This window comes from Collinsella sp. SGI.180 (assembly GCF_050313455.1).
Classification (GTDB): Bacteria; Actinomycetota; Coriobacteriia; order Coriobacteriales; family Coriobacteriaceae; genus Collinsella.
Map to the genome: position 1 here is coordinate 13,575 of NZ_JBNPLL010000004.1, position 14,241 is coordinate 27,815.

General features: G+C 59.2%; 10 protein-coding genes. All 10 read left to right on the forward strand.

What is annotated here, in order from left to right:
• The first annotated feature begins 3 nt into the window (after positions 1-3).
• On the forward strand, positions 4-2,301 hold the full coding sequence (murJ, locus tag ACQRAP_RS02615; RefSeq protein ID WP_427794832.1) for a murein biosynthesis integral membrane protein MurJ: 2,298 nt from the start codon (positions 4-6) through the stop codon (positions 2,299-2,301).
• 60 nt (positions 2,302-2,361) lie between these two features.
• Entirely contained in the window at positions 2,362-4,248 is a 1,887-nt protein-coding gene (gene uvrC, locus ACQRAP_RS02620; protein WP_154517564.1) for an excinuclease ABC subunit UvrC, read from the forward strand.
• Positions 4,249-4,612: 364 nt separating this feature from the next.
• Complete coding sequence (locus ACQRAP_RS02625; protein WP_427718660.1) at positions 4,613-6,220, forward strand: ABC transporter substrate-binding protein; 1,608 nt, start codon at positions 4,613-4,615, stop codon at positions 6,218-6,220.
• Positions 6,221-6,377: 157 nt separating this feature from the next.
• A complete protein-coding gene (locus ACQRAP_RS02630) occupies positions 6,378-7,334 on the forward strand; it encodes an ABC transporter permease (RefSeq protein ID WP_370450641.1) in 957 nt (318 codons plus the stop codon).
• A gap of 3 nt (positions 7,335-7,337) precedes the next feature.
• Complete coding sequence (locus tag ACQRAP_RS02635) at positions 7,338-9,353, forward strand: dipeptide/oligopeptide/nickel ABC transporter permease/ATP-binding protein (RefSeq protein ID WP_427728769.1); 2,016 nt, start codon at positions 7,338-7,340, stop codon at positions 9,351-9,353.
• The gene (locus ACQRAP_RS02640) at positions 9,354-10,181 is read left to right on the forward strand and encodes an ABC transporter ATP-binding protein (protein ID WP_154517508.1); all 828 of its coding nucleotides are present in this window, start codon (positions 9,354-9,356) and stop codon (positions 10,179-10,181) included.
• Positions 10,182-10,261: 80 nt separating this feature from the next.
• The gene (locus ACQRAP_RS02645) at positions 10,262-11,239 is read left to right on the forward strand and encodes an acetylxylan esterase (RefSeq protein ID WP_154517505.1); all 978 of its coding nucleotides are present in this window, start codon (positions 10,262-10,264) and stop codon (positions 11,237-11,239) included.
• A complete protein-coding gene (locus ACQRAP_RS02650) occupies positions 11,232-12,083 on the forward strand; it encodes an acetylxylan esterase (RefSeq protein ID WP_154517502.1) in 852 nt (283 codons plus the stop codon). Before ACQRAP_RS02645 ends, ACQRAP_RS02650 begins: the two co-directional genes overlap by 8 nt.
• Positions 12,084-12,151: 68 nt before the next feature.
• A complete protein-coding gene (locus ACQRAP_RS02655; protein ID WP_427718650.1) occupies positions 12,152-13,072 on the forward strand; it encodes a dihydrodipicolinate synthase family protein in 921 nt (306 codons plus the stop codon).
• Between the two features lie 170 nt (positions 13,073-13,242).
• On the forward strand, positions 13,243-14,208 hold the full coding sequence (locus ACQRAP_RS02660; RefSeq protein WP_427728775.1) for an ROK family protein: 966 nt from the start codon (positions 13,243-13,245) through the stop codon (positions 14,206-14,208).
• The last annotated feature ends 33 nt before the right edge of the window (positions 14,209-14,241 follow it).

Here is a 14,241-nt window from a genome sequence, read left to right on the forward strand (position 1 = left end):
GCGATGCCGCAGGAAGAATCGAAGCGCGGAGCTCACTTTGCAAAGGGTTCGGCTTCTCAGACGCCCGCGCCTGAGGCTTCTTCGGTCGATGACCAGATTCGAAACGCTTGGTCCGTTGCTGCAGATCCAGGGGAGACGGCTGTGTATTTGCGTGCCGCCGGTGCCGGTACGGTGCCTCCCCGTACGATTCTCTCTTCGGCTCGCCCCGATGAGACGGCGGTGTTTTTGGCCGCGGCTCAATCCCGTGCCGGACGGATGCCTGACGCCGGGGCGTCTCGTGCGCCGCGTCCCGATGAGACGGCGGTGTTTTTGATGGCGGCTCAGGGAAAGGGCGCACTGCAGGGTGTCCCAGCCGATCGTCCCGCGAGGCCTGCAACCGACGGTGATGGCGAGCAGTTGCTTTTGGATGACGAGTGGTCACCGCTCGGCTCGACCGATCCGGTCGAGGGCGTTGCTGTTGAGGACGATGATTGGGATCTATTGTCGTTTTCTGGTCGAACCGCTGCCGCCAGGGAAGTTGACACGGTGTTTGGTAATAATGCCGTAGCTAACGATGACGCTTCGTTTGACAACGATGTCACGCCTGTTGACGGAGCTTTTTCTGCCGATGATGCCGTTTTGGTCGACGACCCCTTCGCGATAATCGATGAGCCTGATATCGAGGTTGATTCTCGACAACACACTGAAGTCAGCCCCCAATCACAGGACGACGTAGATGATATGGGCTCGTCGGACTACTCTACGGTTGGCCGTTCTGCCGGCCTCATGACTGCACTGACCATTGTGTCGCGCGTCACCGGGTTTATCCGTACTTGGGCTATGGCTGCCGCCATCGGCATGTCGCTGCTTTCGTCTTCCTATCAGGTCGCCAACAACCTGCCCAATATGCTCTATGAGCTCGTGATGGGCGGTATGTTGGTTACCGCCTTTTTGCCGGTGTACATGGGCGTGCGTCGTGAGCAGGGTCGCGACGCCTCAAACGAATACGTAGGTAATCTGCTCGGCATCCTGCTTTTGCTGCTGGGCGGCATTTCGGTGTTGGGCACCGTGTTTGCTCCGGGCTTTATCTGGACGCAGTCGTTCCTTTCGGGCGATGGCGGAAGCATGGATACCGCTGCATTCATGTTCCGTTTCTTTGCCATTCAGATTTTGTTCTACGGCTTGGGCTCGGTGTTCTCGGGCGTTCTTAACGCGCATCGTGACTACTTTTGGTCGACGTTCGCCCCGGTACTCAACAATGTGATTGTCATTGCGAGTTTTATGGGCTTCGCTCCCGTATCTGACTGCTTTGGTGAGCAGGCGGGCGTCGTTTTAATTTCGCTCGGCACGACGCTTGGCGTTTTTGTCCAGATGGCGTGCCAGATTCCCGCACTCGGTAAGCATGGTGTCCGGCCTCATATTCATATCGACTTTAAGGATCCTGCACTGCGACAGACGCTCGCGCTCGGCGTCCCGACGTTGCTCGCTACGGTATGCATGTTCGTGTCGACTTCCATTACCAACGCAGCCGCGCTGGTGGTGCAGCCCGAGACCGGTCCTTCTGTAATTGCCTATGCGCGCCTTTGGTACACACTGCCTTATGCCTTGATAGCCGCCTCGCTCTCGACGGCGCTTTATACCGAGCTTTCGCACGATGCCCAGGAAAAGGATTATGACAGCGTGCGCGTTGGTATCTCGCGCGGCGTGGCCCAGATGCTCTTCTTCCTGATTCCTTTCGCGCTATATCTCATTGTGTTTGCCCGTCCGCTCAACATGATTTATTGCGCCGGCAAGTTCGACGAGTCGGGTGTGGCGCTTGTGTCCGAGTTTCTGGTTTATCTGGCGCTCTCCCTGCCGCTCTACGGCGTGGTCGTGTTGATGCAGAAGAGCTTCTCGGCGCTGCTCGACATGAAGCCCTATAGCCGCTATTGCCTATACTCTGCCATCGGTCAGGCTGGTTCGGTTCTGCTGTTTGGTGTGGTGCTGGGCTATGGCATGCCTGCGATTGCGATGTCGTATGTTGTCGACTATGTGATTCTGGTCGGCTGTTCGCTGTGGTGGCTGCGTCGTCGTCTGCAGGGTCTTCAGGTTAAATCTATTCTGCACGGCTGCTTCTATGGCCTTTTGCTCGGCGGCCTGGGTGCCGCAGCGGGTGCCGGCGTTTTGTGGGCGCTCGAGAGTTTTGTCGGAGCGCTTGGCGGATCGATTCTTATTACCTTGGGCTATGTTTGCATCGCGGGCATGGTTTCACTTGCCGTGACTTTTGGCCTTGCCGTCCTTCTAAAGATGCCTGAGGTCTCCGCGCTTCTTCGCCGCAGGTAGGCAGTCGTGGCAGGTCATGACAACATTCCAACGCTTGCCGAACAGGTTTCGCGTGTGCCCATGCAGCCTGGCTGCTACCTTTGGAAAGATGCCAAGGGCGATGTCATTTACGTTGGCAAGGCTAAAAATCTGCGCTCGCGCATGCGTCAATATGTGACGCTGCAGGACGAGCGCCAAAAGATTCCACTGATGATGCAGCTGGTTGCGAGCTTTGACTATATCGTTGTCGAGAACGAGCACGAGGCGCTGGTGCTCGAGCGCAACCTGATCGGTCAATACCATCCGTACTTTAATGTCGACCTTAAGGACGATAAGAGCTATCCCTTTATCGCTATCACCAAGAGTGATCTGTTCCCAGCTATTAAATATACTCGTGAGCGTCATAAGCCGGGAACGCGTTATTTTGGTCCCTACACCGACAGCCGCGCGGCGCGCGAGACCATTGATACGCTGCGCAAGGTAATCCCGATCTGCTCGGCTTCTTGTGCGGAATGGCGTCGATGCCGCCGTATCGTCGAGTCCCACAAGGGCGAAGAAGATATCGTCAATATGATTTGCGCTCAAAACGGGCGCCCCTGCTTTGACTTCCATGTTGGCCGCGGCCCGGGGGCATGCGTCGGTGCGATCTCTCCAGCCGACTATGCTAAAAACGTTAAACGCGTCGAGCGATTTTTGTCGGGCCATCGTAAAGATGTCGTTGATGAGCTTACATCCGAGATGACGGACGCCGCCGAAGCGCTCGATTTTGAGCGGGCGGCGCGCGTCAAGCGTCGCTTGGAAGTTATTAGGGGCCTGGACGACCGACAGCAGGTCGTTTTTCCGTCGAGTGTCGATCTCGATGTGATTGGTTTCTATCGAGAAGAGACCATTTCGGCCGCCTGCGTGTTTGTTGTGCGCGAGGGGCGAACGGTTCGAACCTGTGAGTTCATTCTCGATAAGGGCCTGGATGTCGATGAAGAGGAGCTTCAGTCGGGCTTTCTCAAGCGCTATTACGACGAGACGGCTGATATTCCAGCAGAGGTGAACCTTTCCGTCGAGCTTGAGGATGCGGAGGCGCTAGGGGAGTGGCTTTCGGACAAGCGCGAGCGTTCCTGTCATCTCCATAGGCCTCAGCGCGGCGAAAAACACCGGTTGCTCGATATGGCATCTAAAAATGCGCGTCATGCCCTCATGCGTTATATGATGCGCACGGGATACGCCGACGATCGCACCAATCGAGCGCTCCTGGAGCTTGAGAGCGCCTTGGCACTACCTGCGCCGCCAATGCGAATCGAGTGCTTCGATATCTCTACGCTTCATGGCACCTTTACGGTTGCCTCGATGGTGGTGTTTACCAACGGCCACGCCGACAAGAGCCAATACCGCCGCTTTAAAATCCAGGCCGAATTGGACGAGGCGAACGACTTCGTTTCGATGTCCGAGGTTTTGGGGCGTCGCTATGCTCCCGAGCGGATGACCGACGAACGTTTTGGCTCGCGCCCCGATTTGCTCGTTGTCGACGGCGGCAAGCCGCAATTGACGGCTGCAATTAAGCAACTTGAGGCCCTTGGGCTCGATATACCAGTTTGTGGTTTGGCAAAGGCCGATGAGGAGGTTTTCGTGCCTTGGGACGAGACTCCTGTCGTACTTCCGACCGGGTCTGCGTCGCTCTATCTCATCAAGCAGGTGCGCGACGAATCGCACCGTTTTGCCATCACGTTCCATCGCGAATTGCGCGATAAAGCCATGACGGTTTCGGTACTCGATGACGTTCCAGGCGTGGGACCCACTAGAAAACGTGCAATTATGCGCCATTTTGGCTCGATGAAGCGGTTGCGCGCGGCGAGTGAGCAAGAGATCGCGGAAGTTCGCGGCATACCTGCCGATGTTGCCAAGGCGGTCCACGAGGCGCTCGTTGCATGGAATGCCGAGCGCGCCGAGGCCGCGGCTGGCCATTCCGATAGCTAAACACGAGCATAAACAACTGATATACATGATTGCGCGATTTTCAACCATTTATTTCGCCATGATTGCCTGCTGGTTTCGGGTTTTATTAACGCTAAAACGTTTGACTAACCCAAGCGAAAACCCTGCTATCCTGCGGGTTGACGAAGACTGATATCTCACCTCGCCGATACATACTGTCTGCTGTATCGTTTGTCAACGAATTCGGTGAACGGTAGTAAATACCGTTCAAGCGTATGTATGTATCGGTCGCCGAGCGCGGCACCTCAGTTGGGTTTGTCGGTAGGTAAGGTATATATCGTCCGCAAGTTGCGCGGGGGCAAGTTTAGGTGCTCCCGGGTAAGATTCTCTATTGATAGGAGAAGACATGGCCATCATCAATAAGGGTATGTCCAGGCGTTCGTTCCTCGGCCTCACCGGCAGCGTCGCTGCTGTCGCCGGCTTTGGTCTCACTGGCTGCGGTGGCAGCTCTAGCGACGAGGGTTCCGCTCCCGCCGATTCCGCCAACCGTGGCGGCGGCGTGATCACCGCCGGTTCCGCTTACGCTCCGTCCAGCTTCGACCCCGCCAGCACCGGCTCCGCCGTGGGCCTGGGCGCTAACTGGCACGTCGTCGAGGGCCTCTACGGCATCGATTACCACGACTACAGCACTTTCAACGAGCTCGCCACCGATGATCCCAAGTCCGTGGACGACACCACCTTCGAGGTCACCATCCGCAAGGGCGCCAAATTCTCCGATGGCACCGAGGTTACCGCTGACGACGTCGTCGCCTCCTACACCGCTTGCGCCGCTTCTGCCACCTACGCTCCGTTCTTCCAGCCTTTCGAGTCCATCGAGGCCAAGGATGCCAGCACCGTGACGGTCAAGACCAAGGTCCCCAACTTCTCCCTGCTCAAGGATCGTCTGGCCATCATTCGCGTTACTCCTGCCGCCCAGAGCGAGGAGGATCGCGCCAAGCAGCCGATCGGCTCCGGCCCCTGGATGTACGATTCTATCTCCGATACCGAGATCACCCTGGTTCCCAACCCCGAGTACAACGGTGAGTATGCTGCCGAGGATAAGAAGATCCAGTACAGCATCCTGACCGACCCCACCGCTCGCGTCACCGCTCAGCAGGAAGGCTCCACGCTCGTCATGGAGCTCGTTACCGCTGACGCCGTCGACCAGCTCGAGGGCGCCGGCTGCAAGATCGACAACGTCCAGGGCTTCGGCACCCGCTTCATCATGTTCAACGTCGCCAAGGAGCCTTGGAACGACGTCAAGGTCCGTCAGGCTGTCATGTATGCGCTCGACACCGAGAAGATGATCAGCAACACCTTCGCCGGCCTTGCTACCGCTGCCAGCTGCTACCTGCCCAAGAGCTTCACCAACTATCATGAGGCCTCCACGGTGTACAAGACCGACGCCAAGAAGGCCAAGAAGCTTATCGAGGAGTCCGGTATCACCCCGGGCGCCATTACCCTGCGCACCACCGATAACGAGCAGATCAAGGGTATGGCTGCCCAGGTCAAGAACGACCTCGACGCTCTCGGCTTCGATGTGACCATCCAGACCGATACTTCGCCGGCCACCTATGCTGCCATCGACGGCGGCGAGGCCTACGATATCCTCCTTGCCCCTGGCGATCCTTCCTGCTTCGGCGCAGACCCCGACCTGCTGCTCAACTGGTGGTACGGCGACAACGTCTGGATGCAGACCCGTTGCCCGTGGAAGGAGTCCGCTGAGTGGCAGAAGCTCCACGGCCTTATGGACGAGGCTCTTGCCGCCGAGGGCGACGAGCAGCAGAAGAAGTGGAACGAGTGCTTCGACATCATCGCCGACAACGCCGTTCTGTACCCCGTTGTCCACGTTAAGACCGTCTCCGCTTCCTGGAACGACCCGTCCACTGCGCCCAACGGCGAGGCCCTCGATGGCTTCAAGGGCATCGGCACGACGAGCATGTCCTTTAAGGGTGTCGCGACCGTCAAGGCGTAAGACTCGCTTGAGTCTATATGCAGGATGTCGGCCGTTGGGACCGTATCCTCATAGTTGAAACAAAGACCCGGGCGGCAACGATGTCGCTCGGGTCTTGTAATGAGTGTCCGTACTCATATACCAGTTGGTCCTACCGACAAAAGAAAGGGGAGAGAACGTGAACAACTTTCTACGTTTGATTGGAAGGCGTCTCGTGGCGCTGCCGATCATGGCATTGGGCGTCACCGTCCTGGTGTTCTTCCTTATGTCGTTCTCCAAGACCGACCCCGCCTACACGGCGTTGGGTGACGGTGCCTCGCCCGAGGCGGTTGCCGAGTACCATGAGAAGTATGGTCTGGACGACCCCTGGCCCGTGCGCTACGTGCGCTATATGGGCAATTTGATCCATGGCGACATGGGCACCTATGGTGCTGCTCGCAACTCCGTTGCCAAGCGCATCTCCACGGCCCTACCCGTCACGATGCAGCTGACCTTCATCGGTCTTGCCATCGGTGCGGTCGTATCGTTTTTGCTCGGCGTCATCGCGGCCCTGTATCGCGATAAATGGCCGGACCAAGTGATCCGCGTCTTTTCCATCGCCGGCTTGGCAACCCCGTCGTTCTGGCTTGCCGTTCTGTTGATCCTGCTGTTCTCTTCCTACCTTAAGGTACTCCCGGCATCGGGTGCCCTGCCGCACTTCACCACGAATCCGGCTGGCTATCTGGGACGCATGATCATGCCCGCCATCGCCTTGGCATTTCCGCTGACGGGTCAGATGACTCGTATCGTGCGTACCGCCATGGTCGAGGAGCTCGACAAGGACTATGTCCGTATGGCTCGCGGCGCCGGCGTTCCCGAGAAGGTCGTCGTCGGCATCAACGTTCTTCGCAACGCGCTGATCACCCCGGTCACCACCCTCGGTCTTAAGATTGGCTATCTCATGGGCGGCGCCGTCGTCATCGAGGTCATCTTCAACCTCCCCGGCATGGGTACTGCGATCCTGCAGGGCGTTCAGGGCAACGAGGCGAACCTGGTTCAGGGCGTCGTCATCGTCGTTGCTCTTGCCTTCATCATCATCAACATCGTGGTTGACATGCTCTACCTGCTCATCAACCCGCGCATCAGGACGGTGTAGATTATGGTAAAGATTCGAGAGAAGCAAACCGAGCAGCTCGAGAAGGCTGCCTCCAAGGGGCTCAAGCTCGGTGGCTGGAAGAAGATGACGCTGTCTTCTAAGATTGCCGCCATCGTGCTGGTGCTGGTCGCCCTGACTGCGATTCTTGCCCCCGTTCTTGCCCCCTATAGCCCGGTCGAGATCTTTACGGCTCGCCAGGCTCCCGGCAACGGGTTTATCTTCGGAACCGACGACAAGGGCCGTGACATCCTTTCGCGTATGCTCTACGGTGGCCGTTACTCGCTGATCATCGGCTTTGGTGCTACCGCTATGGCTCTGGTCTGTGGCTCCGTTGTCGGTGCTCTTGCTGCGGTTTCGCGCAAGGCCGTCTCCGAGACGATTATGCGCATCCTGGACATCATCATGTCTGTCCCGGGTATCGCCCTCGCAGCCGTCTTCGTTTCCATCCTGGGCAACTCCGTGCCGTCGATTATCTTTGCGATCGGCTTTATGTACACCCCGCAGATCGCCCGTATCGTGCGTGCCAACATCGTATCCGAGTACGGTGAGGACTATGTCCGCGCGGTCATCGTCTCCGGCGCCAAGGCTCCGTGGATTCTGATCAAGCACGTTCTTCGTAACTGCATTGCCCCGATCATGGTCTTCACCGTCACCCTGGTCGCCGACGCCATCATCTTCGAGGCTTCGCTGACCTTTATCGGCGCTGGCATCCAGGAGCCCACTGCTACGTGGGGCAACATCCTCGCCGACGCCCGCGGTGGCGTGCTCGCCGGTCGTTGGTGGCAGGCGCTGTTCCCGGGTCTGGCCATCATGATCACCTGCCTGGCGCTCAACATCCTCTCCGAGGGCATTACCGACGCTATGGCCGCTGCTCCTTCCGCCGCTCTGGATCCGACCGATTCCTCCAAGCGCCGCGAGGCCGACCTGCTGGTCTCCGACCCCGTTCGCGCCTACAAGGAGCAGGCCCAGTCCCTGTCCGCCCGTCTTGGCGCCCTGCGCGATGTCGAGCTCAAGCGTAACGACCGCCATGTGCCCGATGAGTCCGTTGAGCCGATTCTTTCGGTCCGCGATTTCTGCATCCAGTTTGAGCACCACGGTGATATCAACGTCGTCGACCATGTCAACTTTGACGTCCGTCCCGGCCAGACCATGGGCCTGGTAGGCGAGTCCGGCTGCGGTAAGTCCATCACCACGCTGGCCATCATGGGCCTGACCGATGAGGACGAGCATCTTTCCGGCGAGGTCCTCTGGGAGGGTCGTGACCTGCTTAAGATGAGCAAGAAGGAGTGGTTCGGCCTGCGCGGTACCGATATCGCCATGGTCTATCAGGACGCTCTGTCCTCGCTCAACCCCTCTATGCTCATCTCCGCCCAGATGAAGCAGCTCACCAAGCGCGGCGGCACCCGCAGCGCCGAGGAGCTCCTGGAGCTCGTCGGCCTCGATCCCAAGCGCACGCTCGAGAGCTATCCGCACGAGCTTTCCGGTGGACAGCGTCAGCGCGTTCTGATCGCTATGGCCCTTACCCGCGACCCCAAGCTGGTCATCTGCGACGAGCCCACGACCGCTCTGGACGTTACCGTCCAAAAGCAGGTCATTAAGCTGCTCAACGATCTTCAGGCCAAGCTCGGCTTTGCCATGATCTTCGTTTCGCATGACCTGGCGTTGGTCGCCGAGGTCGCCCATAACATCACGGTTATGTACGCCGGTCAGGTTATCGAGCAGGCGCCCACCAAGGAGCTGCTCACCAACCCGATTCACGAGTACACCCGCGGTCTTCTGGGTTCCGTTCTGTCCATCGAGAGCGGTTCGGGCCGCCTGCACCAGGTGCCCGGCGCCGTCCCCAGCCCGCGCGATTTCCCCAAGGGCGATCGCTTCGCGCCCCGCTCAAGCCATCCGCACATCGGCCTGGACACCCGTCCGGTCTTCAAGCGCGTGCCCGGCACCGAGCACTTCTATTCCGAGCTCCCCGATGAGGTGCTCAAGGCAAATGGTTTGACCCCTCATGCGGAGGTGATGTAGATGAGCGAGACTGCGGTCAACGGCGTCGAGCCGATTATCTTCCTTGACGATGTCCACGTTACCTTTAGGACCCGTACCGGTTCGATCCTGCACCCCAATCTGGTTCATGCCGTCCAAGGCGTGACCATTAAGCTCATGCCCGGTCAGACGATCGGCATCGTCGGCGAGTCCGGTTGCGGCAAGTCCACCACTGCTAATGTCATGTGCGGCCTGCAGGCCCCCACGAGTGGCAAGGTCTACTTTAAGGGCAAGGACGTCACCAAGCGTACTGCCGAGGATCGTCGTCACATGGGCCGCGTCATCTCGGTCGTGTTCCAGAACCCCGCGACGGCACTCAACCCTCGCATGGTCGTTCGTGAGCAGCTGCTCGACCCCATGCGCGTCCACAACCTGGGTACCGAGGCCGAGCAGGAGAAGCGCGTTAAGGAACTCCTGGAACTCACCGGTCTGCCCAGCTCTGCCGCCGAGGTTCTTCCCGGCCAGCTTTCGGGCGGTCAGCGCCAGCGCGTGGCAATTGCCCGTGCCCTGTCGTTGAACCCTGACGCCATCATCGCCGACGAGCCCACCTCGGCTCTGGACGTTTCGGTCCGCGCGCAGATCCTCAACCTGTTGACCGATCTTAAGAAGGAGCTCGGCCTGGCTATGGTGTTCATTAGCCATGACATCCAGACGGTCCGCTACATCTCTGACGACATCATCGTCATGAACGGCGGCAAGATCGTCGAGCAGGGCGAGGCCAAGCAGGTCTTCCAGAACCCGCAGGACCCCTACACCAAGATGCTGCTCGGTGCTGCGCCGTCGCTGCTGCACCCCAAGCTTGGCGAGTAGGTTCGCTTTCCCTCCTGTGCGCCCGGCTCCCTTGCCGGGCGCACCCTCGTTGCGATTTCGAAAGGTTGGGTTCACGAGCCATGCCAAGCGCTCAGGAGCTACAACAGCAATTTGGTGGTTATCGGGGCGCCATGGCTCGTCCATCAGATTTCGATCTCTTTTGGAACGACCGCATGGCCGAGGCTGACGCCGTCGAGATCGACTATTCGGTCGAGGCGGCATCGATTGCCGATGCTGCGACCTGCCAGTTTTTTGACCTCTGGTATACCGGCATGTGTGGCGCCCGCCTGCATGCCAAGTATCTCAAGCCGGTTTCGGACGAGTCCGTGCCGCTGGTGCTACAGTTCCACGGCTATCCGGGCGCAAGCCGCAGCTGGTTCGAGCAGGCGTCGTTTGCGGGTATGGGCATGGCACTTGTCGCCCTCGACTGCCCCGGTCAGGGTGGCCCCTCCGAGGATATTGGTGGATTTGAAGGCACAACGGTTGCCGGGCATATCGTTGCCGGTATCGACGGCGACCCGGCCAATCTCTACTACGTACGCTTGCATCAGGATATCCGCATTCTGTGCCGCATTGTTCGCGAGCTCGAGGGCATCGATCTTGCCCGTGTTTTTGTGAACGGTGCGTCGCAGGGCGGTGGCTTGGGCATTGCGACCTGCGCGCTTAACAGCGAGCTTATCAATCGTGCCGCCATCCTCTATCCTTTCCTGTCGGATTTCCGCCTGGTCTGGGATTTGGATGCCGACGACATTGCCTACGAGGGCCTGCGCTATTGGTCTCGCTGGTTTGACGAGGACTCGACTCGTATTGACGAGGCCTATGCCAAGCTGGCGTATTTCGATTCCAAGAACTTTGCCCCCATGGTCAAATGCCCCGTGCTGTTTGGCACGGGAACGGCTGATATCGTCTGTCCACCGGCGACGCAGTTTGCGGTCTACAATAACCTGACCTGTGAGAAGCGCCATGAGTTCTTTGAGGGCTTTGGCCACGAGGAGATTCAGGATTTTGACGATCTGATCATTCCGTTTTTCTGCAAGGAAGGGGAGGCTCATGTCTAAGTGCGAGAGCAATGTCAATGAGCTGATTGACCCCGAGCTTGCGGGGATCTCTGGGACGGTTTCGTCAAGGCTCTCCGATTTCCGTGATTGGCGCGGCGATGCCTTGGCGGATGTTTCCGAGTTGGAGGCAGCCGCTTCGGACCTTGAGGTTTGCGGACTGACTGTCACGGCGATTGATTTCGCCAATCCGTGCGCGCGCTACTCCGAGGTTTCCTTTGAACTTGCCGGGGAAGTCGTACACGGCCGTTTGATTGAGCCCTCAGGTTGTGCCCGGGCATCCGAGCTTGTGCCGCTATGCCTGATGTTTCATGACATCGACCGACCCGTACGTGGATGGCATCACATGACGAGGTTTGCCGCCATGGGATATGCCGTGCTTGCGCTGGACGACGATGTGATTGGGCTCAGCGAGCTGAAGCAGGGGGTTACCTCGCCCGTTTTTGTTGAACGCGTCCGCTGGGGCTGTGCAATGGCAAAGGTCGCGCGCAATCTTGACGGCATGGACCCCGACCGCATCTTTGCATGGGGCGAGGGCCTTGGCGGTGGAGTCGCGCTGGCGGTTTCTGCTCTAGACGAGCGGGGCCTTGCCTGCACGGCGGTTGCCAATCCGCTTCCCGGCGGCCTCGAAGCGCTGTCGTCTCGGGTGCGCGGATCGGTACTTATGGGTACATCGCTCATGGATGCCGTGAGCGATCCCAAGGGCCAGTTTGCCGTATTCAACGGTCTTGAGTGTGACCGGAGGCATATTATCTATGCCAAATATGCTCACGAACGCATCAATGCGTTCGAAAACGAAGTCGTCGACTTCTTTAACCAAGCGTTCTACCTGTGTTCTTTGGCCTAGACGGCCTGGACACTGCCAACAAGAGTGGGCGGCATAGGGCCACCCGCCAGACAACTAAGGAGATTCTTGTGGCAACTCAGAAATTCACCGGCGTTATTCCTCCCGTCGTTGTTCCCGATACCGAAGATCACCAGCTCGACGTTGCCTCCTTTGAGCGCAGCATCAACCGCATGATCGACGCCGGCGTCGATGGCCTGTTCTTCCTGGGCTCTTCGGGTGAGGTCGTTTTCTCCACCGACGAGCGTCGTCGACAGATCATCGCCGAGGCCGTTCGAATCGTCGACCACCGCGTTCCTGTTCTGGTCGGCATCATCGATACCGAGACCGAGCGCATGATTGAGCACGGTAAGGTTGCTCAGGAGCTGGGCGCCGATGCGCTCGTTGCCACCTGCCCCTTCTATGCCCTGCAGGGCATGACCGAGGTCGAGGAGCATTTCCGCATCCTGCACGAGGAGCTCGACCTGCCCATCTTTGCCTATGACATTCCCGTGTGCGTTCACACCAAGCTCCCCTGGAAGCTCCTTGCAAAGCTCGGCGCCGAGGGCGTCCTTGCTGGCGTCAAGGATTCCTCGGGTGACGACGTCTCGTTCCGCTACCTCGTTCAGGAGAACGAGAAGAACGGCCATCCGATGAGCATCCTCACCGGCCATGAGGTCGTCGTCGACGGTGCCTACCTTGGTGGCGCCGACGGCTCTGTCCCGGGTCTCGCCAACGTTGAGCCCGAGGGCTACGTGCGTCAGTGGAAGGCCGCCCAGGCTGGTGACTGGGCTACCGTCAAAGCCGAGCAGGATCGCCTCAATGAGATTTCGCACATCTGGGACGTCACCTCGGGCGTCCAGGGCTATGCCGGTGGCGTTGGCGCCTTCAAGACCGCTATGAACCTCATGGGCATTTTCGACAGCCCGACCATGCCGCGCCCGGTGAAGGCCATGACCGGCGAGAATGTCGAGGCGATTAGGAAGGTCCTCCAGGACAACGGTCTCCTGTAAAGCTTTCCCGGGCACCCGATCTTGGGGCTCAAGCGATCGAGCGTGACCCATTAGGTCAATGCCCGACCGCTTTCACCCCAACCCCGGGCACTCGGGAAGCCTTTAGCAAGCTGCGGCGATAACACCGCCTTTATTTCCTGTAGTTGTTTTTATCTCCTAAGGAGAGCGACATGGAGAACAAGTACATCTGCTCCGTTGATATCGGTGGCACCAAGATTGCGACCGCCATTATGGAATATCCGGCTGATGGCGGCGTGCCCCATCCCGTATTTGAGGCTGAGGTTCCCACCGAGGCCCAAGAGGGCGGTGAGGCCGTCTTCCAGCGTATCGAGGCGTCCATCAAGGCCGCTCTCGAGGCGAATCCCGATGTCGAGGTCCTTGGCGTCGGTATCGGTGCCGCTGGCGTCGTCGATCCCAAGACGGGCGCCATCGCGTATGCCAACGAGATCATGCCCGGCTGGTCCGGCGTTCAGTTGGGGCCGCGTCTGCGCGAGGACCTCGGTCTTCCCGTTGCCGTTGTAGGCGACGTGCAGGCTCATGCTCTGGGTGAGGCCCATTGGGGCGTCGGCAAGGGCAAGTTCTCCGTCTTGTGTCTGGGCATCGGTACGGGTATCGGAGGCGCATATGTCGAGAACGGCCGCGTGATGCAGGGCTTCCATGGTGCTGCCGGCCATATGGGCCACATCGAGTGCTCGGCTGCCGCCGGCATTCCCTGCGCCTGCGGGCGTTCCGGCCATCTGGAGTCGGTGGCTTCGGGTACGTCGATTGGGCGCATGTACGACGAGCGCTTCGGTCGTGTTGACCCCAGCCGTCCCTCGGTTGGCCGCGACGTGAACGACCTGTGCCGCGCGGGTGACGCAAAGGCGACCGAGGTCATCCACGATGCCGGCTTTGCATTGGGCGCTAGCTTGGGCTCGCTCGCCAACATTCTGGATCCAGAGGTCATCGTGCTTTCGGGTGGCGTAATTCACCAGGGACCCGATTGGCGTTCGCAGACGTGGAAGGATTCGGTACACGAGGGCTATGCCAGCCAGGCGCTCGATCCGCTTCAGGACACGCCGATCCTCATCGGTTCTCTGGAGGGCGACGCACCGCTTATCGGTGCCGCCGAGCATCTTCTTGCCTCGTTAAAGTAAACGTATCTGCTGTAGGAGCCTCCCGAGACGACA